The sequence below is a fragment of the Brevibacillus sp. 7WMA2 genome (assembly GCF_010748895.1).
In the GTDB taxonomy this organism is placed as follows: Bacteria; Bacillota; Bacilli; order Brevibacillales; family Brevibacillaceae; genus Brevibacillus_B; species Brevibacillus_B halotolerans.
On record NZ_CP048799.1, the window covers coordinates 4,074,700 to 4,098,535 of the forward strand.

At 41.7% G+C, this 23,836-nt stretch carries 20 protein-coding genes and 3 pseudogenes; 12 read left to right on the forward strand and 11 right to left on the reverse strand.

All coding sequences use genetic code 11. The features are described from left to right. The first annotated feature begins 5 nt into the window (after positions 1-5). Both GOP56_RS17355 and GOP56_RS17360 read left to right on the forward strand, forming a co-directional pair. The gene (locus GOP56_RS17355) at positions 6-893 is read left to right on the forward strand and encodes an NAD(P)-dependent oxidoreductase (RefSeq protein ID WP_163246149.1); all 888 of its coding nucleotides are present in this window, start codon (positions 6-8) and stop codon (positions 891-893) included. Positions 894-908: 15 nt separating this feature from the next. Continuing rightward, positions 909-2,363, forward strand: a complete 1,455-nt coding sequence (locus tag GOP56_RS17360; protein ID WP_163246150.1) for a CoA-acylating methylmalonate-semialdehyde dehydrogenase — start codon at positions 909-911, stop codon at positions 2,361-2,363. A 42-nt stretch (positions 2,364-2,405) separates the two neighbouring features. Here the strand turns inward: GOP56_RS17360 and GOP56_RS17365 are convergent, their stop codons facing one another. From GOP56_RS17365 to GOP56_RS17375, 4 genes and pseudogenes are all read right to left on the reverse strand, one after another. Next, a complete protein-coding gene (locus GOP56_RS17365; RefSeq protein ID WP_163246151.1) occupies positions 2,406-3,446 on the reverse strand; it encodes an enoyl-CoA hydratase/isomerase family protein in 1,041 nt (346 codons plus the stop codon). Between the two features lie 11 nt (positions 3,447-3,457). Continuing rightward, a pseudogene (locus GOP56_RS24420) lies at positions 3,458-3,565 on the reverse strand (enoyl-CoA hydratase); the annotation flags it as partial. Continuing rightward, complete coding sequence (locus GOP56_RS17370; protein ID WP_003343216.1) at positions 3,562-3,714, reverse strand: hypothetical protein; 153 nt, start codon at positions 3,712-3,714, stop codon at positions 3,562-3,564. The pseudogene GOP56_RS24420 and the gene GOP56_RS17370, both read right to left, overlap by 4 nt. A 198-nt stretch (positions 3,715-3,912) precedes the next feature. Then, positions 3,913-4,149 (reverse strand): annotated as a pseudogene (locus tag GOP56_RS17375) (response regulator transcription factor); the annotation flags it as partial. Between GOP56_RS17375 and GOP56_RS23450 the strand changes: the two are divergent. Then, positions 4,133-4,282, forward strand: coding sequence for a hypothetical protein (locus tag GOP56_RS23450; RefSeq protein WP_162988307.1), 150 nt, complete (start codon positions 4,133-4,135; stop codon positions 4,280-4,282). The pseudogene GOP56_RS17375 and the gene GOP56_RS23450 sit on opposite strands and share 17 nt — an antisense overlap. Positions 4,283-4,288: 6 nt before the next feature. On the opposite strand, the gene GOP56_RS17380 is transcribed toward GOP56_RS23450, so the two are convergent. Both GOP56_RS17380 and GOP56_RS17385 read right to left on the reverse strand, forming a co-directional pair. After that, positions 4,289-5,377, reverse strand: coding sequence for a DUF418 domain-containing protein (locus tag GOP56_RS17380; protein ID WP_163246152.1), 1,089 nt, complete (start codon positions 5,375-5,377; stop codon positions 4,289-4,291). Positions 5,378-5,746: 369 nt separating this feature from the next. Next, a complete protein-coding gene (locus tag GOP56_RS17385) occupies positions 5,747-6,328 on the reverse strand; it encodes a TetR/AcrR family transcriptional regulator (RefSeq protein WP_163246153.1) in 582 nt (193 codons plus the stop codon). 191 nt (positions 6,329-6,519) lie between these two features. Between GOP56_RS17385 and GOP56_RS23455 the strand changes: the two genes are divergently transcribed. The 7 genes and pseudogenes from GOP56_RS23455 to GOP56_RS17410 all read left to right on the forward strand — a co-directional run bounded on the left by GOP56_RS23455 (position 6,520) and on the right by GOP56_RS17410 (position 12,152). Beyond that, on the forward strand, positions 6,520-6,663 hold the full coding sequence (locus GOP56_RS23455) for a hypothetical protein (RefSeq protein ID WP_022585363.1): 144 nt from the start codon (positions 6,520-6,522) through the stop codon (positions 6,661-6,663). A gap of 58 nt (positions 6,664-6,721) precedes the next feature. Next, positions 6,722-6,826 (forward strand): annotated as a pseudogene (locus tag GOP56_RS17390) (DNA-binding response regulator); the annotation flags it as partial. Between the two features lie 11 nt (positions 6,827-6,837). Further along, entirely contained in the window at positions 6,838-7,041 is a 204-nt protein-coding gene (locus GOP56_RS24425; RefSeq protein ID WP_371807974.1) for an ATP-binding protein, read from the forward strand. Between the two features lie 281 nt (positions 7,042-7,322). Next, positions 7,323-8,300, forward strand: a complete 978-nt coding sequence (locus GOP56_RS17395) for a hypothetical protein (RefSeq protein WP_163246154.1) — start codon at positions 7,323-7,325, stop codon at positions 8,298-8,300. Positions 8,301-8,542: 242 nt separating this feature from the next. Then, positions 8,543-9,445, forward strand: coding sequence for an ArsR/SmtB family transcription factor (locus GOP56_RS17400; protein ID WP_163246155.1), 903 nt, complete (start codon positions 8,543-8,545; stop codon positions 9,443-9,445). Then, positions 9,445-10,653 (forward strand): MDR family MFS transporter, encoded by a 1,209-nt coding sequence (locus GOP56_RS17405; protein ID WP_163246156.1) that lies wholly within the window; start codon positions 9,445-9,447, stop codon positions 10,651-10,653. Before GOP56_RS17400 ends, GOP56_RS17405 begins: the two co-directional genes overlap by 1 nt. Positions 10,654-11,003: 350 nt before the next feature. Next, positions 11,004-12,152 carry a cation:proton antiporter gene (locus tag GOP56_RS17410; protein ID WP_163246157.1) on the forward strand — a complete coding sequence of 383 codons (1,149 nt, stop codon included), beginning with the start codon at positions 11,004-11,006 and terminating at the stop codon, positions 12,150-12,152. A 206-nt stretch (positions 12,153-12,358) separates the two neighbouring features. Here the strand turns inward: GOP56_RS17410 and GOP56_RS17415 are convergent, their stop codons facing one another. The 4 genes from GOP56_RS17415 to GOP56_RS17430 all read right to left on the reverse strand — a co-directional run bounded on the left by GOP56_RS17415 (position 12,359) and on the right by GOP56_RS17430 (position 18,464). Then, a complete protein-coding gene (locus GOP56_RS17415; RefSeq protein ID WP_163246158.1) occupies positions 12,359-13,291 on the reverse strand; it encodes an acetamidase/formamidase family protein in 933 nt (310 codons plus the stop codon). Between the two features lie 85 nt (positions 13,292-13,376). Continuing rightward, complete coding sequence (nrdG, locus tag GOP56_RS17420) at positions 13,377-13,877, reverse strand: anaerobic ribonucleoside-triphosphate reductase activating protein (protein WP_101669396.1); 501 nt, start codon at positions 13,875-13,877, stop codon at positions 13,377-13,379. 8 nt (positions 13,878-13,885) lie between these two features. Further along, positions 13,886-16,144, reverse strand: coding sequence for an anaerobic ribonucleoside triphosphate reductase (locus GOP56_RS17425; protein ID WP_163246159.1), 2,259 nt, complete (start codon positions 16,142-16,144; stop codon positions 13,886-13,888). A gap of 235 nt (positions 16,145-16,379) precedes the next feature. Beyond that, a complete protein-coding gene (locus GOP56_RS17430; protein ID WP_174250731.1) occupies positions 16,380-18,464 on the reverse strand; it encodes a TerD family protein in 2,085 nt (694 codons plus the stop codon). 215 nt (positions 18,465-18,679) lie between these two features. Here GOP56_RS17430 and GOP56_RS17435 point away from each other — a divergent pair, with 215 nt between their 5' ends. Continuing rightward, positions 18,680-20,704 carry a molybdopterin-containing oxidoreductase family protein gene (locus tag GOP56_RS17435; protein ID WP_163246161.1) on the forward strand — a complete coding sequence of 675 codons (2,025 nt, stop codon included), beginning with the start codon at positions 18,680-18,682 and terminating at the stop codon, positions 20,702-20,704. 206 nt (positions 20,705-20,910) lie between these two features. On the opposite strand, the gene GOP56_RS17440 is transcribed toward GOP56_RS17435, so the two are convergent. Further along, complete coding sequence (locus GOP56_RS17440; RefSeq protein WP_163246162.1) at positions 20,911-21,906, reverse strand: hypothetical protein; 996 nt, start codon at positions 21,904-21,906, stop codon at positions 20,911-20,913. 199 nt (positions 21,907-22,105) lie between these two features. On the opposite strand from GOP56_RS17440, the gene GOP56_RS17445 reads away from it, so the two are divergent. Further along, a complete protein-coding gene (locus GOP56_RS17445; RefSeq protein ID WP_163246163.1) occupies positions 22,106-23,764 on the forward strand; it encodes a helix-turn-helix domain-containing protein in 1,659 nt (552 codons plus the stop codon). Positions 23,765-23,836 lie beyond the last annotated feature (72 nt).

The following is a 23,836-nucleotide window of genomic DNA, read 5'->3' on the forward strand; positions in this document are numbered from 1 at the left end:
AGGCAATGAAGCAGATAGGGTTTATCGGACTGGGGAATATGGGGCTTCCGATGGCTAAGAACCTAGTGGAATCCAATTTCTCGGTATATGGGATCGACTTAAATAAAGAGGCAGAAGCTTCCTTTAAACGTGCAGGCGGGTTCGTTGATGTTGATCTTCCAAGCATGACGGCCATGTGCGAGGTTATTTTCACCAGCCTTCCTTCCCCTCAAGTAGTAGAGGATATATATCTAGGAAAAGAGGGGCTTATCGAGCATAGCCATTCTCGCCTTGTTTTCATTGACACAAGTACGGTTTCACCTGATGTAAATGTGAGGATATTGCAAGCGGCCAACGCCAAAGGAGTGCATTTTCTAGCTGCTCCTGTCAGCGGAGGGGTCATTGGCGCGATTAATCGGACGCTTACTTTTATGGTGGGCGGGTCAAAGGAAACCTATGAACGAGTTCTGCCCATTATGAAAGTGCTAGGAACCAATATTTTTCATGTAAGCGACCAGATAGATAGCGGAACCAATACGAAGATCATTAATAATCTACTGATTGGTTTTTATACAGCAGGAGTCAGTGAGGCTCTTACCTTAGCCCAAAAGAACAAGATGAATCTAGACACTCTATTTCAAATAGTAAATGTCAGTTATGGACAAAGCAGAATCTACGAAAGAAATTACAGAAGCTTTATCGCCCCTGATGACTATAACCCTGGCTTTGCATTGAAGCTACTCCTAAAGGATTTAGGCTTAGCCCTCGATTTAGCCGAAAATAGCGAGTTAGATTTGCCTATTAGTAAGGCCTTGTTCAAGCTTTATGAAGAAGCTGAAAAAGAGGGATGGGGAGAACAGGATATGTCTGTTCTTTATAAAAAAATGAATGAACAAGCCAAAAGCATTCTCTAAAAAGGAGTGAATGATATGGTAACGCTACAGGTAAAAACCATTCAGAATCATATTAATGGAGAATGGGTGGATTCCACAGGCTCAGAATATGAAAAAGTCCCCAATCCAGCCACAGGAAAAACAATCGCGATCGTTCCCTTATCCACGAGACTGGATGTAGATCGCGCCGTACAAGCAGCAGCTCAGGCTTACACGAGATGGTCGGAGGTGCCGGTTCCCAATCGGGCAAGATTCCTGTATACATTTCTCCAATTATTGCAACAGCATAAGCAGGAGCTTGCTGAAATTATCACATTAGAGAATGGAAAAACATTGAAGGATGCCAGCGGAGAAGTACAGCGCGGAATTGAAGTAGTGGAGCTTGCTACATCAGCCCCAAGCTTACTGATGGGTGAGACCTTGCCTACTATTGCTGAAGGAATTGACGGGTCTATTTGGCGTTATCCGCTTGGGGTAGTGGCAGGTATTACGCCTTTTAACTTTCCAATGATGGTCCCGCTTTGGATGTTTCCACTTGCGATCGCATGCGGTAATACCTTTGTGTTAAAAGTCTCTGAGCGCACTCCTATTTTAGCAGGAAGATTAGTTGAACTATTTTATGAGGCAGGGTTTCCAAAGGGAGTCTTGAACTTGGTGCATGGCGGTAAGGAGATAGTAAATGGCATAGTAGAGCATTCTGACATTAAAGCAATCTCCTTCGTAGGCTCGGAGCCTGTTGCCAAATATGTATATCAGGTGGGTACTGCTAATGGAAAGCGTGTTCAGGCTTTAGCTGGTGCAAAAAATCATGCTATTGTTATGCCGGATTGCCATCTGGAAAAGACGGTTGCGGGGGTAGTGGGAGCGGCCTTTGGAAGTAGTGGAGAGCGTTGTATGGCATGCTCAGTAGTTGCTGTGGTAGACGAAATTGCGGATCAGTTCATTGAGGCATTGGTTGAGGAAACACGTACATTAAAAACGGGTGACGGGCGTTATGAGCAGAATTTTGTGGGCCCCTTAATTCGTGAAGCTCATAAGGAGCGTGTCTTGGGGTATATCGAGTCCGGGATAGAGGAGGGAGCTACTCTATTAGTGGATGGCCGGAATGTGGAGGAAGAGGGAGGATATTACGTAGGGGCTACTATATTTGATCAGGTACAGCCAGATATGAAAATTTGGCAGGATGAAATTTTTGCCCCCGTTTTAAGTATTGTCCGAGTAAAAAATCTTGAAGAAGGCATAAAGCTGACGAATCAATCAAAGTTTGCTAATGGAGCGGTCATTTATACATCAAGTGGAAAGCATGTTCAAATGTTCCGAGATCAAATTGATGCGGGGATGATTGGTGTAAATGTAAACGTTCCAGCTCCTATGGCTTTCTTCTCCTTTGCAGGCAACAAAGCTTCCTTCTATGGAGATTTAGGGACGAATGGCAAGGATGGTGTTCAATTTTTCACGCGCAAAAAAGTAGTAACGCAGCGCTGGTTTTAATCACCAAAAAAGCCGATTCCTTTGCGATCGGCTTTTTTTAGCTTATTCATGAAAAAACTTCTGCACCATCTCTTCATGAACATCAGATAATTGTCTATATTGATAGTTCGGTCTATTGTCCTTATCGATTACAACAGAACGAACCCCTTCATAAAAATCGTTGTGTTTCATAAAGTTTTTGGCAAGAATAAGATCGTTTGTAAAGCATTCCTCCAGCGTTGCGCGCTCTCCTCTGATCTGCTGCTGCAAGGTTACTTTTAGGGAAAGAGGAGATTTCGACAACAGAGTTTCCCGTGTTTTGATTGTGAATTCATTGGGAGTCTGTTCAAGAGAGCTGATGATTTCCTCGACCGTAGAAAATGCAAAGTGACGGTCAATTTCTTCCTGCCATAAGGCAAGCTCACTCTGTAAGACGGAGGGCTGTGAATAGGCTTGAATCTGTTTTTCTAAAGTCCGAGATACGTCCTGCTGCTGCCAATTTGTTTCTTCTACCTGATGTAAAAAGTCATGGAAGATTTCGCTTGGAATGCAGGCATCAGCACCATTTATATAAAGCACATCTTCAGGGCGAATAACCGTTGCGGTCAAGGCCAAATAACGCCCTATTTTTCCTGGGGCCCGATTTAAAAAATAAGCTGCCCCCACATCAGGGAAAAAACCGATATTCATTTCAGGCATCGCCCATCTTGTCTGATTAGTCACAATTCTGTGGCTGCAACCATAGGTAAGACCTACACCGCCCCCCATCACGATACCATCCAGGCAAGCAAGAATAGGCTTGGAATAACGGTACATATATTGGTCGAGCTGATATTCTACTTCAAAAAAACGCTGTGCTTTTTGCAAGGACAGAACGTTGTTTTTTGCTTCATACAGTGCCTTAATATCTCCCCCTGCACAAAATCCCTTTGACCCAGCTCCCTTTAGAATAATCATGCTAATTGTCTGATCGGTCTCCCATTCCTTTAGCTTTTCTAACATGGGTAACAGCATCTCCAAAGAGAGGGAGTTAAGAGCCTTTGGCCGGTTTAATAAAATGGTGCCTATTCCATTCTGCGCAGTAAATAGAACATCCTCAGTCATGCACATCCTCCTTATGATTGGGTAAAAATAGGCTTGCGCTTCTCGACAAAAGCATGAATGCCTTCCCTAGCATCGTTCGTTTTAAATAATTCGGCAAAGCGGTTGCGTTCTCTTTTTAACCCGTGTTGTACATCCTCCTGATATCCTTATGGAAAACGGAGCGCAGTTCTGCAATAGATGCAGAGGATAATGCATTAGCTGGCGGGTTATTTACTTCTACAATGGCAACAAAATTTCTTTTTGAGATAGAAGTGAATGTATTCTCCATAAAGGGTACCTCCTTTGGATGATATAAAAGTTCATCATGCAAAAATTGCACCAACCAAGAGATACGCTTCCTGAAAGGGTAAAGCAGGAGAGAACTTGTCAAAGTGTCTATACAAAACAGACAGTTTGACATGACGTTTTTCATGAAAGGAGAAATGATGCTCGCTTTCCATTTGGATAATTATACCATCCACTATTGTTAGGTATGAACACTGAAACGGGAGAATAAGTGCCAAATAAGCTGTCTCCTGCTGGTTACCCCTGTTTTCGCGAAGATAGATTTAAGATGATCCTGCACCGTATAGGCGGAAATATGAAGCGAATGGGCGATCTCTTTGGTAGAGAACCCTTTCACAATCTGATCGAGTATTTGCTTTTCACGCTCTGATAACCCATAGGCTTCAGATATGAGAGGCAGGATGTCAGAGGGTGTAGCTGATGCGGTCTATTGCTCATCGTTCCCGTCAGGCGTTTATCATATTGAGCAGTTATTTGAGCTGGAAAACCTACAAGGCTGGCTGCAAAGTGAAATCGCTATTGAATGTTGCATAAATGGCAATCAAATATAAGGAGGGCTACCCGCTACATTTTCTCATTAGACTCTCCAGAGGACCTCGACTATATTTATTTCTCCAAAAGGCTGAGAGTACAGCCGCTATGACGAAGAAAGCTAGGGAGTAGGAGACGGCAAATGCAAGCGTTTGATTTTCCATCCTACCGATATATTGCAGAATGCTAAAGCCAATAAATACATGACCCACATAATGAGTTAACGCTAGTTGTCCGGTGCTAACCATGGTTTGGGTAAACCAGTTGGTGGAACATCGTTCTGTGAAATACACACTTAGTAGGATGACAAGAATAGATGTACTTGAACCGGATACAAAATAAAAAATAGTTGGAGGAAACGCAGTAGTCGAAAAGAAGTATTCAGCCGTATCTGTTCCGATCACATGACCGATGTGCTGAATGAGTATTGACGAGAGTATCTCCACTGCTATAGCAACTATGGCTGAGCAGATGAGGAGTTTTCTGCGACAGACTTTATTGGCTAAATCTTGCCTTCCTAGCCACATTCCTAATAGGAAGAAGCCTACCCAGGGAAAGACAGGATGATAACCATTAAACAGCAGGTTTCTAAAAAAACCTTCCAGTGTCCAGAAGTCCACATAATGGATGATCGGCTGCAATGGGTCCCAGCCTATTCCATAATGAAAAACGAGCTGGAGAAGCTGGGAGGTAACGAGAATACCTACTACAGATAGAAGTAAGGTTCTGCTGGAAGCGGCAATAAGAAAAGAACCAGCAAACATATAGACACCATAATAATGCAAAATATCACCTGTCCAGCTACAGAGGTATAAAAGGATTCCTGAAAGAAACAAAAACAGAGCGCGTTTCCAAATGATACTTCGGTTCTGTCTAATGAAAGCGGGGTTGTTGGAGTTTCTCGCTTTCTTTGTCATGAGCGAAATACCGATACCAGCTACAATCACAAAGATAGTGGATGCCCTTCCTTGAAGAAGGCTGGCTAACGCTACTAACCAATCGGGGCCATTTGTTCCCGCATTCATTACGGTAGAATAGTTCACAATGATCATACCTAGAATGGCCCAAGCTCTTGCAAAATCAAAGCCTAATATTCTTGTAGATGGTAAAGTCATTACTTACTCCTCTTTTCTCATCTCATTTTTACTGATGAACGTGGAAAGCCTGGGCATCTACCAGTGTAGAAAGCATCAAAAAGTAAGAATATTATTTATTTACTTACCGTTAAGTAAACAATATACTACAAGTAGAAATACTTTCAAGATTTTTTTATTCGAGAGCCAAATACATTTTTGTAAATGGGTGGATCAAATATTTTCAGATGGGGCTGGTGAAGTGGCTCTGGTGATCACCCGCGTATAGGAAAAAGCCTCCCTTTAACAAGCCCCCATCCCATTATTTGCTGTAAAGCCAACGATATAAAATAGGTGAGTCGCAAATGCCTGATCCTTCAGGCGGTTCTAGCTTTCAAAACGAGTAACCAATCAGTCCTTCATTTCCAAAACACGTAACACAGCTTGTCTCCAAATGTCTGCGTAATCTAAATCAAAGCCCATAAGCATGTAATTCCCGATATTATCAAACACCATAGTAAGAATATGGGCTTTTGTGGCCAGGTTTTTATTTGAGAGAATCCCAAGTTCTGCGCCTCTCGTCAATAAATCTAAGAATCCAGCAAGAAATCCCTCTAAGACATGATGTAATCTTTGCTGATATTTCTCGTTTCGAGTGGAGAGTAAAAGAAATTCATTGAAAATTAGCGATATATATTTATCTTCTTTTTGAGCCTCTATCATCTGGTAGCCATCGGATAATAATTGAGCTTGGAAATTTTCTTTTGTGTATGCCTCAATTGAAACGGATTTTTTAAAATCAATCGCTTTACAAATTTCTTCAAAGAGAAAGTCGATGAGGGCTTCTTTCGATTCAAAGTAGTAATAGATGGCAGGTTTAGAAATTCCGACTTCTTTTGCAATCATCGCTAAGCTGGTTTTTTCAAACCCATTTTCGGCAAAAAGCTTATAGGCAGTTTCAACAATTGTTGTATAGGTATCGATTTTGTTCATGATAATTGCTCCTTTATGAACCAATTGTATTTCTAGTAAGAAACGGGGCAGTCCTCGGCTGATTTTATATGCAAATGGTATCACAATCAGATATGAATTTGTCTTCCTACATAATCGTACACGTCACTTTCATTTGATGTACACATGAAAAGACTATACTAGCTGTAAAGGGTAAGCGTTAGGATAAAATTATGACACTGCCAGTAACCAAGTCAATACGCGGGCAAAAGGAAAAGGACCTGTTTATCAATGATCAGGGCATTATGATCGGTGATGGGGAAGCCTGGATTAGTAAAATCAATAACAAGCTTGGAATATATGCGATTAATCGGTAAGCATTACCCTTCTCCTTCGGGCTATACTAGAATGATAGTAATTCAAAGGCAACTGAGGTTGGGATATAAGCTGGGAGCAGATGACTATGTAACCAAGCCTTTTAGTCTCAAGGTGCTGGTTGCGCGAGCTAAGGCATTGATGAAGAGGGTGGAAGGCAGGATCATGCAAAGGTAATGCTCAACTGTGATCCGAATCTATACGTTTATGCAGATGCCAGAAGAATAGAACAAGTCATTGTGAACCTGCTAAGCAATGCTATTCGACACACGACACCAGATGGCATGATTAGAATCTCTGTTTATCAAAATGCGGGAACAATCTATCAATCTATCTACGTGTGGAAAATGAGGGAGCTCCTATCCCGGAGAAAGACCTAGATTTTATTTGGAATCAATTTTATAGAGTAGGGTCATCGAGGGATCGTAAATCAGGAGGAGAGGGCTTCTATATTAGTGGTGATGGCCAATTTTCTGGATTCTTTTATAACCCCAAAATGAAGGGGGAAAAAGGAGAGGTCACTTTCTACCTTAAGAATGAAAAGGGAAATCAGCTTGAATGGAAAAAGGAACTAACCTTACAATAGCCAGAAATTCCAAAAACAATTTAGGCTACAAATAACATCTCATACGAAGGAACATCAACTTGGGGGAAGACAAAAATGAAATCCTATAAAACAATCGTCACTGCTTTGACTATCTCTGGGATGCTAGTGGCATCAATGCCTGCTTTGACTGTTGAAGCAGGATTATCGGTGATGGCACAAGAGCAAAGATATAAGAAGACGATCGCTAATTTGGATGCGAAGACAGTTGGATTGGCTAAGAATGCAATGAAAAAACTAGCTGGAAAAGATGTTGAATTATACGGTGTAGAGGATGGAGTTGATGGACTGATCTTTATCTATCCCAAGTCTGGCAAAGCAAAAGGTCAGGTTGTTTTTAATCAAAAAACAGGCAAAATCTATAGTGCCATCCTCTATCTAACTGTTAAAGAACTAGATGCAATGAGCCCTTCCTATAAGAATAAGGCTCTTGCTGAATTGAAAAAAGCGGAGCCTAAACGCGCGATTGCGTTTCATAAGGTTAGCCGAGTCATGGGCAATCTGCCTTCTAATGGAGTAATGACGTCGATCGAGGGAAATGATATCAACGTTACTTATGAAAATGACACATTGGCAAGCATTACGATCCAATATGACTTGAAACAGGTGAACCCTAAAATGGTGAAGGCTGCCCAACAGGCAATGAAAAATTATTCAGGTACAAGGAATGCTATGTCCCAGCAGTGGATTCGTGTATATCGGAGTATAAATGGTAAAAATGATACCCTGTCCTTTCAGAGAACGACTTCTATGATAGAGATAGATACCAACACAGGTAAAGTAGTTCATGTTTCCTCCTTGGATCTAATGCCTACGATTACGCCGGAAACCGAGAAGAAGTGTAAAAAAATATCAAATAAGCAAATAAGTATGAATGCGAGTGTAGAAGTAAAGCAGGTATTCGGAATTAATATACAAGGATACTCCATGAAACGTGATCGGGATACGGTCATCTTTCATAAGAAGGGCGCTCCAACAGTGACAGGTAAAATCAATATGAAAGGCCAATTCTGGAGCTTGTCGGTTACTGCGTAATCTCCATGGTCATGAAAAACAGTAAATATGGTTCATATAACAGCCCTCTATTAGATTATCTCTATCTAGTAGAGGGTTGCTTTATATTTTTCATGGGAACGAAGCAATTGTGTCTCCTTTGTCTGGTATAGAAGCTCTACACAAATACATCATTTTTTAAAATATTGACAACTTGCAATCTGTTCTATAAAATTATAACTAAATTTGTTCTAAAAAATTAGAACTAAAGGGATGAGGACAGCATGTACAAATTGGAAGTGGACTATTCACCTGTATATGAGTTTGTTACAAGTCTGTATTATTACGTAAATAAGGATCGGTTAAAGATATATGACTTAGGTTCTGATTGGAAGAAGGAGGTAGACCAAAAGCTACAGTCTACCTTTAAGGAAGCATTAAGAGATAAGCGAATGGAGATTCTTCATCGGTTTAGCCTGCTGATACATAAATGTCCAGGGGAACGGACGCCAGAGAATTTTATTAAGTGGTTTGAACAGCTGTCTACAGTTGAAATGTATGATTGTATGCGACCGTGGGTAGATGTCATTCCTATGGATATGATTGATTTACATCAGCATTTTGTGTATCTCTTTACTGAATGGAATGAGCAATATTTCAAGCATATCGACCCTTCTATAGTAGAAGCGCTTGAAAATGATGCAAATGAAAAAAGGGAACTCATACAGAAGATGGACCCTGTTGATATTGTGGAATACAGCACGAATGGCATACGAATAGAATCAGAACAGATTCAAAAGCTATTGCTGGTTCCTCAATATCATTACGCACCTTTGAGTGTGGTCGATTATTATAAAGGATTTGTAACCTGCCTCTATCCAATAGAGCTGCAAGGGAACTCGCCCTATATCTCCAGAAGAACAATTACAATGTTTAATAGCTTGTCTGATGAGAACCGGATTCTTATTTTAAAAAGTCTGTATGCGAAGCCTCGAACATTTAAGGAGCTAACTGAAATAACGCAATTAGCAAAAAGTAATCTTCATTATCATCTAAGCTTGCTTCGGTGCGCCGGTCTGATTCGTGCCCACCATTCAAGTGAGAGAGTCATTAACTATAGTCTTCGTATCCAGCAGATTACGACTATGCAGGATAGATTGCTTTCCTATATAAAGGAGAATGAGTAATGCTACAAGCATGGAAGGAGTTCCACCCTGTTGTAAAGCTCATTTTAATTGGCTCCGTATTAATGAACGTTGGAAACGGGATGATTATTCCCTATTTTGCCATTTACTTAGGCGAACATACTAATCTTTCTATTACTCAGATCGGTTTTTTGATCGGTTCTAGTTCATTGGCAGCGATGTTTGGTGGATTTTTAGGAGGAAGTTTGTCAGATTTAATTGGAAGGAAAAAGGTCATGATGGCATCCCTTATTCTCTCAGCGATCATGTTAATTGGATTAACACTCCATGAAATTCCTGCCATACTGATGCTAGTGACAATAGGTAGAGGTTTTACGCTGTCGTTTTTTGAGCCTTGTTCGAAGGCATTAATAGCTGACCTTACCGAGAGTGGGAAAAGGCTTCGCGCCTTTTCAATGAAATACTTTTGTGGGAATCTGGGATTAGCTATTGGGCCCATAGTAGGTACATTCCTCGGCTTACAAGCAACTAGCACGCTTCCCTTCTATGTTTCTTGTGCTGTTTTTCTATTCTATGGTTTGCTATTGCATCTATGGTTTGCAAAATATAAGGTTACTTCTATTTCAGCACAGCAAGAGAAGGTGACCTTTCGAGCATCGATGAAAGCATTGGGTAGAGATAAAATTTTGTTTTTATTCCTTCTGGGAGGATTGTTAGCGACCACCGTTCATGGACAATTTTCCGTGACTCTTTCTCAATATTTTTACGCGGATCTAAAGAGTGCCATTACATTCTTAGGAGTCTTATGGTCCGCCCATGCGATTGTTATCATTATGTTGAGTGTCCCTATTTTGCGTCTTATGGAAAAAAGAACCTCCTTGCAATCGATTGTGATTGGAACTTCCCTATTTTGTGCGGGCATCATTGGTTTTGCTTTCTCGCTAAGCCTTACATCATTTTTAATTTCAATGATCATTTTTACTATAGGTGAAATATTCTTGATACCTGCTGAATATGCGATCATTGATGAGATTACGCCTGATCATATTCGCGGAACTTATTTTGGAGCAGTTAGCTTTACCACACTAGGCTCCTTTATCGGACCGGGAGTGTCAGGTATGATTCTGTCACATTTTAATGGATTGACGATGTTCCTATTTTTAGCACTTTTATCTCTTATTAGCATTATCTTTTATGTTGGGGGAACCCGCTTAAAAGAACAGAGGACGTCAGTCTCCATTCATGAATAGAATAAAAATCGAACCAAGAACCGGGCAGAACTCAGGCTGAAGCTCCTGTATTTTGTCAGGTTTTTTCTTTTTGTAAAGTGTAAAGATGTGCTCTGATTCGAAGATTGATAGCTAAAATAAAACATATTTTACATTTTGGGAATGCAGTTAATTTTGAAACCTTTTTTGAGATAATTCGTATACCTCAATCGGGAAACAAAAATGTGTTACATAAAACAGCATATCTGTTTTTTGGAGGAGCCTGCCACCGCAGCTTTGCTATGTCTTTTTTTAGCTACGGTCGATGGGCTCCTTTTGTATTTTTTTCCCTTCGTGTGCTCAAGATATAAACATAAAAGAGGTGGAGAACTATGCTTGTTTTTCAATTAGCAATCATCTTGCTAGCTTCAAAAATCGCTGGAGATATCAGTGCTAAATTAGGTCAGCCCTCTGTATTAGGAAAGCTCCTTATTGGTATCGTATTAGGGCCGACTGTACTTGGAGTAGTGACGAATACAGACATTCTTCAGGAATTGAGTCAAATAGGTGTTATCTTATTGATGTTTATTGCCGGACTTGAAACCGATACAGAGGAATTCAAACGTACTGGTAAGGCCTCAGCATTCGTAGGTGTTGCCGGAATTATTTTTCCTTTCGCATGTGGCTATCTAGTGGGTATTTACTTACAGCTATCTACAATTGAATCTATTTTCCTCGGTCTGTTACTTTCTGCAACAAGCGTGAGTATTTCCGTTCAGACATTGAAAGAAATGGGGAAATTAAAGTCACGAGAAGGAACAACGATTCTAGGAGCTGCTGTCATTGATGACGTACTTGTTATTATTGCTCTGGCTTTTGTTATGAGCTTTGCTGGTGGAGACATCAATTTGGGAGAAGTAGTCTTGAAAAAGATAGCATTCTTTGCCATAGCTATCCTTTTCGCATGGAAAGTGGTTCCATGGGTGTTAAACAAATTTGCTCCGCTTCGTGTATCAGAAGCCGTGATTTCAGCAGGTCTCATCATTTGTTTCGTGTATGCTTACGTAGCTGAGTATGCAGGTGTTGCTGGTATTATCGGTGCTTATATTGCAGGTGTTGCTATTAGTTTAACGAAACATAAGCATGAAGTGTTCGAAAAGGTAGAAACGATCAGTTACTCGATTTTCGTTCCTGTATTTTTTACCTCGATTGGGGTAACGGCTCAATTTATGGGAATCACACAGAACATCTGGCTAATCCTAGGTTTGAGTGTGGTAGCGATCCTAACAAAGCTCATCGGCTCTGCGATCGGAGCCAGATTAGCAGGCTTTAAGTGGAGAAGCTCCCTTGGTGTTGGTGCAGCTATGGTATCACGGGGGGAAGTAGCACTTATCATCGCAGCAATGGGGCTTGAATCTCAAATGCTAAGTAGCAATATGTTTGCGGTTATTGTAGTTGTAGTATTGATTACGACAATTGTGACACCTATGATGATGAAGGCGTTTTTGAGTAATTCTAGTGGGAGTAAACAAAATGCGTAAGTAGCAGGTAAAAGATTGTTGTTGTGTGGACAGAGCGGGGTTTCTTATTAGCTATAGTAGAGAGGATAGGAAGCTTTCTTGATAGCTGGAGAAGATTTTTGTTCATCGTATAAAAAGGGAAAAGGGTGCTAACTATTCCAGTTGGCACCCTTTATTTATCGAGAGCAGCAGAGATGATTTCGTTCATGCACCCTTCGATTCTTTATTTATATGATAAGTTTATCCTCGTCTAGCACTGCATGAACACCCACAACATCGTTAACCAACTGGGTTATGCGTAAATCAACAAGCAGGCTGGCTAGATTTAAGGCTTCTTTTCGTTCATAGCCATACAGCTCCTGCATCCAATCAATCATGCCCTCTAATGCGATCATAGAGGCTTCGTGCAAATTCTTATGGACTCCAAATGTGATTTTACTAGTTGGTGTTTGTGCTCGTGGGAAAGACAGCGCCCGATCTTCTACTGTAAAAGTGAGGTCAACCAACTCCATTGGACATTCTATGGCAAGTCCAGATACTTCCCCGTCGCCTTGGACGGCGTGTCCATCTCCTACGGAAAAGAGCCCGCCATCTACAGGGATGGGTAAATAGAGCGTACTCCCGGGGATTAGCTCTTTACAATCTATGTTGCCGCCACAGTAGCGAGGAGGAATAGTAGAATGAATACCTGGTTCGTCTGGCGGCATGCCCATTACTCCCATAAATGGATGAAGGCGAATTTTATGCCCTTTATCGCTGGTTCCGATCATGTTCGTCGCATCTAACTCCCAGATTAAAGGATATCCTTGCTTTTCCTGCATTCCCAGACGGTTATTTACGGTGCTGGCAAATCCGCCACCCTGACTCCAGCCCCATGTGCCTACACGTAATTCATTAATATGTATTGCTAAGCTTTGTCCAGCCTTGGCATCGGCAATGTATAAGGGACCAATCAGGGCATGTCCGCTATCCTGAGGGTGCTTTCGCGTACAAAATTCTACTCTTCTGCCGTTTGCTTGTTCCGGGCCTACGTTCCAATCCGCATCAAGCGTCTCAAAACGAACAGTGTCACCAGATTGTATTGTCAGGATAGGGGAAGCTTCTCTGCTAAAGGAGCCATGCAGAGTCGAGCGCTTTGGCTGGATGGTATATATAGCCATACATAGTTACCTCCTTGGTAGATTATTACAATAGCTTTCTATCAGAATAATACTGAGGAGGCAAAAGGTACAGATTTAAATATTGCTATTCCGTCCATTCGATAACGGAGCCTATTGCAAGACTTTTCCTCACATCAATGATGCGCTGATTACGACTTCCGCGAAACCGCAGGGAGGTGTCTTTTTGTTCCGCTTTAAATTTACCGTCAATAATGACATCACATAGCTCCAATAGCTTACGTTGTTCATCTAGCAGGAGTAATGCTTCAAAAGTAAATCCAGTATATGCCCAGACTGTTTTATCCAGACAAGCTTGGCGAAAGCTAGTGATAAAGGCGGCGCAGGCAGTGGCGGAGAAAAATGGGTCTCCTCCACATAAGGTCAGACCATGTAATAATGGATTATCGGAAATTTCCTGAATCACCTCTTGCTGGTACGCTCGTGTAAAAGGTTGTCCATAGCTGAAATCCCACGATTCTGGATTAAAACAACCCTGGCATGCGTGACGGCAGCCGCTTATAAACACGACCGCACGTAACCCAATGCCTTCGTTAATACTTTCCCTTCGATATTCGCAGATATGCATGGATTGACTCACTGGTGCTTCACCCGATCCAGAACCTCCGCTTGTTTTGCAGAATTAAAACGTTGTGTATAATCGCCTGTAATATAACCTGTTACACGTCGTAAACGTTGGAAATGAACGGAGTCTTCCGTACTTCCACAGTTTGGGCATTGCGTGCCGATAATCCCTTCATAACCGCAGCTTGGGCAACGATCCAATGGATGATTAATAGAGAAATAACCTACGTTGCTTCTTAATGCGTACTGAACAATCTGTTGGAAAGCTACTGTGTTTTGTCGGGCATTTCCATCTAGCTCAATATAAGTAATCGCCCCGGCGTTGCATAGCTCGTGAAAAGGTGCTTCAAGCTTAATTTTTTGGGAAGCGGATAGCGAATAGTAAACAGGAATGTGAAAGGAATTCGTATAATATTCACGGTCAGTAATTCCTGCAAGCTTTCCATAGTTTTTTTGATCAGCTTTTGTAAATTTGCCCGATAAACCTTCAGCAGGAGTAGCAAATAAGGTAATGTTGAGATTATATGTTTCGCTCATGTCATCGCAGTATTGGCGCATGAAGGAAATAACAGAGAGCGCACGCTGATATACCTCTGTATCTTCTCCGTGGTGCTTGCCATAAAGAGCATACATGCATTCCGCTAGTCCGATAAAGCCGACAGCTAGGCTGCCATGCTTAATTAAATCAGCTACCTCATCATCAGGACGCAATTCTTTACCGCCCTCCCAGACACCCTCGCGCATCATGAAATCCGAAGCTTTGGCCGGCTGTTTAGCTTGGATGCCAAAACGATGAATCAAACCGCTGATAGCTACATCCATATAGCTTTGTAAGGCGTTATAGAAGCCGGTGATGTCTGCCTGATCACGTTGGTTTTGACAAATCCCATATTCGATTCCCAATTTTACAAGATTGATCGTATTAAACGAGAGATTTCCCTTTCCGCTACTATAATTCCGTCCAAAACGATCTGATATTGATCTTGTCCGGCAGCCCATTGTAGCGATAATGGTGTTCGGATCATCCTCACGGTAGTAGATGAGATTAAACGTAGCGTCTACATTGACGAAATTCGGATAAAGGCGCTTACTGGAGCATTCGATTGCTTCTTGGAACAAATCATAGTTGGGATCGCCCTCAGATTGATTAATCCCTGTTTTACATTGAAAAATATGCTGCGGGAAAATAGGGGTTTCTCCATTTCCTAACCCATTACTTGTTGCCTGTAATAGCGCATGTGAGACCAGACGTCCTTCCGTAGAAGTACACATACCATAATTAAGCGAGGTAAAAGGAATTTGACCCCCAGCTCGGCTACTCATCGTATTTAGATTATGGATGAGAGATTCCGCGGCCTGATAGGTCTCTGCGACAGTCTCTTCAAAGGCATAAGTAAAGCTTTTGGGAAAATCCTGCTTTAGTTTTTCGTTATCCATATAAAGTAGATCATCAGATAAAGCTAGCTCGGAACCCTCGTTAAAATAATGAAGTCCTTTTTTCAGATGCTTGACGAAGGATTTCCGGACGTAAGGAGCTAGATCCCAGTCAATCTTGTTAGCAGAAACACCGCCGAATTGGCTATTTTGCTGCGATTGAAAGATAATCGCGACTAGAGCCATTGCCGTCATAATGCTTTGTGGGGTGCGAACTGACCCGTTTCCAGTATTAAAGCCTTCAGCTAGTAAGCGGTCAAAAGGAATGAAAATGCAGTTAGTTGTACCGATTGCATACTGATCCAAATCATGCACGTAGACATAATTATGATCGATTGCTTCACGGAGCTTGCTTGGTAAAACATATTGTTTCACATGCCATTTCGCATATTCAGAGCCCATTTTACTCATTTTCCCGCTGAACGATTCTCCGTTAACATTTGCATTTTCTCGAAGTAAGTCCATATCCTGTAGGCCGATGACAGCCTCACTAATGCTGTATAGCTCGCTTTGCTTCAGACGAAGGCGATCACGTTGTTGACGGTAGGCAGAAAAGGAATCAGCAACATCGTTGTGATCTTTTTCACATAACTGTGCAATAATTAACTCGTGTATCGTCTGTGTAGATATTGGATTTATGTAGGGAAGCTCCCGCTCTGCGGTTAGCGGTTGCATGCGTGGTTGCTGTGTAAGATGTTCCTCAATACAATGGGCAATCTCCTTACTAAGGGCCACGTTTACTGTACCTGTCGTGGGCAAGCATGCCTGAGTAATTGTTGTGATTATCTTTTCTGGCTGAAAGATTTCTTGACGACCATCGCGTTTCATTATTAGCATGAAAAAAGCCTCCTGTAATGTGAAAAACCTGATGTGAAAGGTAAAAATAAGCTTGGTAATGGTAGAAGGTAGTGCACATGAATTCAAAATGTAAGAAGCATCCCCTCATCAATTAAGAGAAAATGCTTCTGTAATGTGGTTAAATACACTATATATAGTCTACGAATTACAAAATACATCAATATATCGTATGTGTCAAATGACGGTCCTGTGACTAGACATCAGAATGCATGTGCTATAAATAATCAGACATGATTTTTTCGGTGTCATAGGGTGTTATCCCACTATTTACAGAAAAGACGGATTGGGCACGATCAGGATTATCAACAAGCGTTCCTCTGGCTAAGGCGTGTAATACAAACAGGTCGTATAAATTTGGTTTAATCAGATTTGTCATGGCTTTTCCCATGAGCTGCATGCTGTTTCGATTATGTTCAACGTTATTGGCATAGGTAGGTTCAAAAGTAAGAGCTAAATCGGTCCAGATGACCTGACGAGCCTCTATATCAATCATAACGGGAATACAAATCGTTGTATCAGCAGTGATGTCGATTTTATTTTGTACGGTAGCCGGTTCGAAGATTTCACCAGAATTAGGGTGCTGTCGCATCATCCAGCCAGCAAAGCATTCAGGGAGATCACAATAAGGATGACTGGTAAAGGAATGCAAAGACATGGAAAGATAACGAGCCCCTGCTTTTGCCGCAGCAGCTAAATCGATATCAATGAACTCGCAGGCACCTTGTGGAGCAGTAGTAATATCACCACTATGGTAGGCCTTAAAGGAAGATGAGACTAGATTCGTATAGGAAATGTGTTCTAAATCATTCCAGTTGTGGTCATACATCACAGCAGATAAATCAACATCCACTCGATCTGTCGGAACTTGGTTCACGATACCTTCTCGCCACCAGGTAAAAAAGCGGATGGTATTTCCAGCTGGTAAATCAAGCTTAGAACCTCGCGTAATCGTACGGAGCGCCTTCTGAGCTGAGCGTTGGGAGAAGGGGACATTGTAATTGCGCAATTGTTCATCGACATATACATAGCCCAGCGGCGGCAATTGGGAAAAACGCTGCATGAGTTCCTTTTGACAGATGGATATGATTGAATCACCGATTTCCTTAGGAAGAGGAGCCAGCGTGTCAGCACTCACTTGAACTTTGGCTACATTTCCTTTCGGGAAAAATGTACGGACGGCTTGCGGAATGTGACGGTTCGCAAAATGTGTCATCACCTGTAGCAATACAGGTGAAGAAACCTGATCAACTATCTTTTCAAAAGCATGGGTGATTGGCTGCCAATCCACACTGAGACGTATGATGTGATCAAGACGACGTGCCAGCTCGCCCGGTCTAGTGGAAAGTAGCTCGATTGCTTCTGATAGCCGTCGATGTAATAGAGCTTCCTCTACTTTACTGTTGAATGTTTCGATTTTTTGATTGTTACGAATCAGATAAAAAGCATCGGCGCACCGTGGGAAACGTAGCTTGTATTCCGTAGGGTGTAAAATTTCCCCTAATCGAATCCAACGGTTTTTATAGCGCAGCATATCTTCTTCGAGGGCATGACAATTCTCTAATAGCCCCAAGATAAAACGTCTTTGGGCACGTGTAAATTTACGAAAGGGCGTAGCGTTGGATAGACTGATATCACCGCCAGATAAGGCTGTAGCTACTCGTAAAACATCTATTGCTGTCTTGATATGTTTGAAAAAAAAGGCAGGTGATAGTTTACTGGATGAGAATAGTAAGCCTGTGAGCAGCGCAATATTTTCTTTTAATGGAATATCTAACTGCACAAGTTTATCTAAAACCTGATATTCTTGTATAAAGAAGCTGAGGTCATCCTTGTCGGTTTCGGAAAGGGAGGTTTTGGACTGGACGAGATTCCAGAAGATTTGCTCTAATTCCTCTTCATTTCCAAGTTCAATGACAGTTAACTGATGTTGATCAAGCAGTGGAAGTCGTTTCTTTACTTCATCAATCGGAAGAGAAAGGGTGAGATAGTGAATAATGGCGTTCACATATAAGCTTGCTTGGCTTGCTTCCATTAGTTGCTGGGGGAAATTTTGATACATCGGACGATATCGTACATGAGCTCCGACCAGTTGCTTTACGTCCTTTTCTAGCTGCTGAAAGAATGTAGTAAATTCTTCGACAGATAGGGTTTGCAACCGTTCCATCAATCGGTGGGAAAAGGTGAAGCCAAGATGCTCCAGGTTTTTTAAGGCAGTAGCTAGGTAAGGAAGAGGTAAATGACTGATTCCTGTCTGTACAAGTAGCTTACCTTTGCGTCTTAGATAGATAGAATTTTTCATTGGCATAGTAAAAAAAATCAGGAGAGCAGTGCCCCTAATATCCATTTGTCGTAGAAGGAAGGAGCACTATAGCCTGATTTTTATATCCTTTTTATTATTTGTAAAGGTTAATTTTTGAATGGGAAAGATTGTTCAATCATTATAGTATAGATACAAAAGTCTGTAAATAAGATGAAAAATAGTCGAAAAGAGAAAGAGTAAGGAGGAGAGAAGCCATGACAAAAGAGCATACCAATATCTGCCCCCACGATTGCTGGGACACCTGTAGTATGACAGTGACTGTCGATGAATCAGGAAAAGCAGTGAAAATTCGCGGTAACAAAGAACACCCGGTAACCAAAGGCTTTCTGTGCATCAAGGTAAATAATTATTTAGAGCGGGTGTATCATCCAGACCGGATTTTATATCCCATGAAAAGAACAGGTAAAAAAGGGGAAGGGGTATTTGAACGAATTTCGTGGGAGGAAGCCATCCAGCTCATTACGGATAAATGGAAGGAAACCATTCGTCAATATGGAGCCGAGGCTGTCTTACCTTATAGCTATGCTGGTACTATGGGGTTGATTAACTACGGCAGTATGGATCGACGTTTTTTTGGTAAAATGGGTGCTTCTCGTCTGGCTCGCACTTTATGCGCATCTGCTGCCTCAGCGGCTTTACACTCTGTATATGGAACCCGACTTGGTGTCGATCCAGAGGATATGGTACATTCTCGTTTGATTATCGCATGGGGCACCAATACGCTTCATACAAACGTCCATCAGTTCCCGATTATGGAGGAAGCACGGAGGAATGGCGCTGTTTTGGTGGTCATTGATCCTTATAGGCATGAGACGGCAGAAAAGGCAGATATCCATTTGCAAATTAAACCAGGAACCGATAGCGCACTTGCACTGGGGATGATGCATGTACTAATTCAAAACGATCAGCTCGATCACGCATACATTGCCAGCCATCTACAAGGCTTTGATGAGTTAAAGGTGCGCGTAAAACCATATACACCAGCTCATGTAGCTAGCATTACGGGGCTTTCCGAGCAGGAGATCATTGAATTTACTCAATTATATGCAAGCACCAAGGCTTCCCTTATCCGTTGCGGATTTGGTCCACAGCGTCATACGACTGGGGGAGAAATCATTCGTACATTGGCGGTACTTCCAGCATTAACAGGAGCCTGGCAGGAGCTAGGCGGAGGCTTTTTACTAGCCAATATGGATGTCGGAATCAATTACGAGAATCTATATCGAGCAGATGTGTATGAAGGAAATCCGCGGGAAATAAACTGTGCGCAATTAGGCTCTGCTCTCTTACAGCAAGACAATCCCGTAAAGGCTCTTTATGTCTATAACAGTAATCCAGCTTTAGTGACTCCTGATGCTAATAAGGTTACGGAGGGGCTACTCCGGGATGATTTATTTACGGTAGTCCATGAGCAGCATATGACAAAAACCTGCCGATATGCAGATATTATCTTGCCTGCGACTACAACTCTGGAGCATTTGGATATTCATACATCCTACTGGCATTTATATGTACAGTTAAACGAGCCTGCTATTGCCCCCTTAGGAGAAGCCAAATCTAATACGGAGACCTTCCGTTTGCTAGCCAAGGCGATGGGATATACAGAAGACTGCTTTACCGATAGCGACGAGGATTTAATTAGGCAGGCATTGGATTCTACCCACCCGTTTCTTAACGGAATCACGTATGAGACGCTTAAAGAAAAGAAATATCAGAAAGTATCATTTGAAGGAGATCATTTCTTTCCGTTTCAGCACGGCTTTTTAACGCCGAGTAAAAAGATCGAGGCACTAGCGCCACAGATGAAAGAGCTAGGCTTGGAGCCGTTGGTTAACTACACACCGCTTGAGCAAAAGGCGGAGGGCGCTGAGCAATATCCTTTGCACTTTTTGACGGTGAAAGCAAAGCATTTCTTAAATTCCAGCTTTGGGAATGTAGAGACACTGAAAAAACGGGAAAAGGAGCCAGTCCTCTATATGAATCCTCAGGATGCGCTTTCCCGAGGGATTGCAGAAGGCGATCAGGTGAAAGTATACAACGATCGTGGGGAGATTGTTCTCCCAGCTAAAATTAGCGAAAAAGTAGGAGCCGGTGTGCTGGTTACCCCGATTAATTTATGGCAAAAGAATGTGAATGTAACAACCTCAGAAGCACTAACCGATCTAGGCGGTGGAGCAACCTATTACACCAATTTTGTAGAGGCAGTGAAAGTAGGGTAGGGGGCGTAGGGATGGATTAAACTGTAACTTCGTATGCATACAACAATTGGGCTAACCAAAGGCTTCTGCATCAGCTAAAGGAGTTGCCAGAGCAGGTCTGGAAACAAGAGGTGCAGAGTATGTTTCCCACTCACACAGCATAACCAATCATTTTTCTATCATGAAACAAGGCTGAAGGACGTAATAAGGCTCCTTCAGCCTGTTTGTTATGCGCCGAATGTTTGCTCAACCTTTTGAGGTAATGATCCCCAAAACTTGGAGATGTCTGGCTTAGCGTCACCGATGATACTCTCTCCTGCTTTTCCATGCTCATAAATGACGTCTTTGTTTTGATTTATAATCTGCAGGTACTCTGCAATGATGCTTGTTGTCTTCGTATCACTGTGAGTTTTTATGAATTGTTCGTACGCTTTCTTTACCTTTGGCAACAGCTTCATGGTTTTTTCATCAATGGCATCGTAGCGATAGTTACTGAGATATTCTTGCAAATAGGTTTGATATAGATTCCTAACATCTGTTTTTTTGATTCCGTTCTTATAGGAGGTTAGATACTTTTCTACTTTTACGATGCGTTCTCCCAGCTCTTGATGTGAGATAGTTAAACTACCATCCCTGGAAATAGGTTTATTATATTCGTCCCATTGTAGCTCCAGGTATGACTTCATGTCGTCAGTGAGGTAGCGGGAGTATTGCTTTAAGGCATCATAATCTACCATCCAAAACAAATCCCCTTCGTTATCTGTTAAGGCTAGCTTGCCAGCCAATTTATCCTGCACGTATTTTTTTAAAGGCTCTTCTTGAATCTTCGTCACATCAACAGGGAAGCCAATTTCATATAGCTTTTGGGCATTGTTATTCTCAGCTAATAACTTGGAAAAGCTTTCGTTCAATCCAATCAAGTGAGTGGCATAATAATCATCTAAAATAACGAATAGCCGATCGGCAGTTTCACTTTTTACGCTTTTGATCGTCTTATCCAAGTAGGTGATTAATTCAACAGGCTCTTTTGCTTGTGACGCAATATCCTGCATTTGTTTGATAACGTCTTGTTCGACAGTTGGTTGATTCTTCTGGGGCGTATTTGTCTGAGGTGTGGTTTCTCCTTGTACTGGCTGGGAGCTTGTTGAACCACTGTTTCCACAGCCTGTTAATAATCCTATGGCTAACACTGAGCTAAGCACCAGATATCCTGAATTTTTCATAGGAACCACTCCATATCTAAAAGTTATTATTTGGTTAATTAGTAATTTATGTAAAAGATATGTATATGATACAAGACGATATAGTATGTTAATTGGTTTCAAATATATAACTAGCTTTGCTATACTACAAATAACTCAGATTTGTTGAGAATAGTTATCAATGAACCGATATGACAAAACATAGAAAGTGGCGACATATATGTCAGATCAACAACAGCAACATTCGTTTTCTGCTGAATCGACTGTAGAAATAGATCAATACCAATTTAAGCTAAAAGAGATAGAACTGCTTAAGGGGAGCCAGTATAAACCAGTTCCATTGATTCATCAGATGACCTCCTCGTATGTTTTGCTTATCGCTCTTCAAGGTCAGGGGCATGTCCTAATTGATGAACAAGCTCACCCACTACAAAAGGATGGCGTCTATGTATGTACACCAGGTCAAACACTTGGACTTGAATTAACTCCAGAGGTAGAAACCTATTGCTATGTGATTTATTTTCATGTCTATCAGGAATCAGGAAAGCGGAGGGGACAGTTGAAGCCTGTACGTGATAAAGGACCTTTCGGGAAAGGAGGACAAGTATCGCATACGATCTCCCAACCGACGATGCTGTGCCAAACGATCGAAAAGCAATGGAAAAGCAAGAAGCCCATGGACCGTTTTTTGGGGCAAATCACTTTTCTACAGTTTATTCATACACTTATGAACAATAAGGACATCCGCTTTGAGGATTCTAAAACTGCTATTGCTAAAGCCAAAACCTACATCGATACTCATTTTAATAAAAACCTTTGTGTAGACGATTTAGCCAAAATAGCGGGAGTAAGTTCAAAGTATTTTGGCGAGCTGTTTAAAAAGACGTATGGAATCGGGGCAATTGAATATGTAACAAAAGTGAGGATGAATCAAGCAAAGCAATTTATGAGTAGACCGCAGGTTCGCTTAAAGGACGTTGCTCATCAAATTGGCTATAACGATGAATTTTACTTTAGCAGGAAGTTTAAGCAGGAGGTTGGTGTATCTCCCACCACATACATGAAGCAACGTCAGAAAAAGGTAGCTATCTATAGTCACCGGCTTCTTGGCTATGTACTCGCCTTGCAGGTGATCCCTTATGCGGCTCCCCTGCATCCAAAATGGTCGTCCATCTACTATGAAAAATACCGCACGGAAATACCTATTCACTTAAGTGCGTACCGTGTCGATTACAAATGGGAAAGCAATATTGAGGTCTTAGAGCAAATCCATCCCGATCTTATTATCAGCATCGATCAACTAGAAGGAAAAGAGAAGGCAAAGCTGGAACAGGCAGGATCAGTGAGCTATGTCTCATGGAGTGATACAGATTGGAGAGCACAATTTCTGCAAACAGCCGAGCTTTTACAAGTACCTCAGGATGCAGATAAATGGCTTACATCTTATGATCACAAGGTGAAGATGATCAGAGAGGAAATCAGCGGAGTAGTAAAAAACGATACCTTTCTGATTGTCCGTCTACTAAAACAAAATATATATGTATACAGCAATCCTAGTATGACTCAGGTATTTTATGGTGATTTGCAAATGATTCCCGCCCATCCGCTGCATGATGTGGGAATTGATGAAAAGATAACGATACAAAAGCTGGCAGAGTATGATCCTGATCATATATTGGTACTTGCCTGCCCCGAGTCAGAGACGCTACATTACTGGAAGCAACTCCAAATGAGACCAGAATGGCAACAGATTAGAGTGGTGCGCCTAAACAATGTTCATGAAATCTTTTCAAATCCTTGGCGTGATTACTCTCCGCTGGCCCATGAGCGTTTAATCGAGGATGTTTATCGTCTCTTTTCTGGAAATCGTCCATATTGATTCCGGAAATCGTTCATGGTCGAGCAGAGTCTACTCCTCTATAATCGTAAATGAGAATTATTATCAAACATT

What these genes read in the sequence shown, in the direction of transcription:
- GOP56_RS17355 (WP_163246149.1), top strand. Translation starts at nt 6, where the DNA reads ATGAAGCAGATAGGGTTTATCGGACTGGGGAATATGGGGCTTCCGATG.
- GOP56_RS17360 (WP_163246150.1), top strand. Translation starts at nt 909, where the DNA reads ATGGTAACGCTACAGGTAAAAACCATTCAGAATCATATTAATGGAGAA.
- GOP56_RS17365 (WP_163246151.1), bottom strand. Translation starts at nt 3,446, where the DNA reads ATGACTGAGGATGTTCTATTTACTGCGCAGAATGGAATAGGCACCATT.
- GOP56_RS17370 (WP_003343216.1), bottom strand. Translation starts at nt 3,714, where the DNA reads ATGGAGAATACATTCACTTCTATCTCAAAAAGAAATTTTGTTGCCATT.
- GOP56_RS23450 (WP_162988307.1), top strand. Translation starts at nt 4,133, where the DNA reads ATGTCAGAGGGTGTAGCTGATGCGGTCTATTGCTCATCGTTCCCGTCA.
- GOP56_RS17380 (WP_163246152.1), bottom strand. Translation starts at nt 5,377, where the DNA reads ATGACTTTACCATCTACAAGAATATTAGGCTTTGATTTTGCAAGAGCT.
- GOP56_RS17385 (WP_163246153.1), bottom strand. Translation starts at nt 6,328, where the DNA reads ATGAACAAAATCGATACCTATACAACAATTGTTGAAACTGCCTATAAG.
- GOP56_RS23455 (WP_022585363.1), top strand. Translation starts at nt 6,520, where the DNA reads ATGACACTGCCAGTAACCAAGTCAATACGCGGGCAAAAGGAAAAGGAC.
- GOP56_RS24425 (WP_371807974.1), top strand. Translation starts at nt 6,838, where the DNA reads ATGCTCAACTGTGATCCGAATCTATACGTTTATGCAGATGCCAGAAGA.
- GOP56_RS17395 (WP_163246154.1), top strand. Translation starts at nt 7,323, where the DNA reads ATGAAATCCTATAAAACAATCGTCACTGCTTTGACTATCTCTGGGATG.
- GOP56_RS17400 (WP_163246155.1), top strand. Translation starts at nt 8,543, where the DNA reads ATGTACAAATTGGAAGTGGACTATTCACCTGTATATGAGTTTGTTACA.
- GOP56_RS17405 (WP_163246156.1), top strand. Translation starts at nt 9,445, where the DNA reads ATGCTACAAGCATGGAAGGAGTTCCACCCTGTTGTAAAGCTCATTTTA.
- GOP56_RS17410 (WP_163246157.1), top strand. Translation starts at nt 11,004, where the DNA reads ATGCTTGTTTTTCAATTAGCAATCATCTTGCTAGCTTCAAAAATCGCT.
- GOP56_RS17415 (WP_163246158.1), bottom strand. Translation starts at nt 13,291, where the DNA reads ATGGCTATATATACCATCCAGCCAAAGCGCTCGACTCTGCATGGCTCC.
- nrdG (WP_101669396.1), bottom strand. Translation starts at nt 13,877, where the DNA reads ATGCATATCTGCGAATATCGAAGGGAAAGTATTAACGAAGGCATTGGG.
- GOP56_RS17425 (WP_163246159.1), bottom strand. Translation starts at nt 16,144, where the DNA reads ATGCTAATAATGAAACGCGATGGTCGTCAAGAAATCTTTCAGCCAGAA.
- GOP56_RS17430 (WP_174250731.1), bottom strand. Translation starts at nt 18,464, where the DNA reads ATGAAAAATTCTATCTATCTAAGACGCAAAGGTAAGCTACTTGTACAG.
- GOP56_RS17435 (WP_163246161.1), top strand. Translation starts at nt 18,680, where the DNA reads ATGACAAAAGAGCATACCAATATCTGCCCCCACGATTGCTGGGACACC.
- GOP56_RS17440 (WP_163246162.1), bottom strand. Translation starts at nt 21,906, where the DNA reads ATGAAAAATTCAGGATATCTGGTGCTTAGCTCAGTGTTAGCCATAGGA.
- GOP56_RS17445 (WP_163246163.1), top strand. Translation starts at nt 22,106, where the DNA reads ATGTCAGATCAACAACAGCAACATTCGTTTTCTGCTGAATCGACTGTA.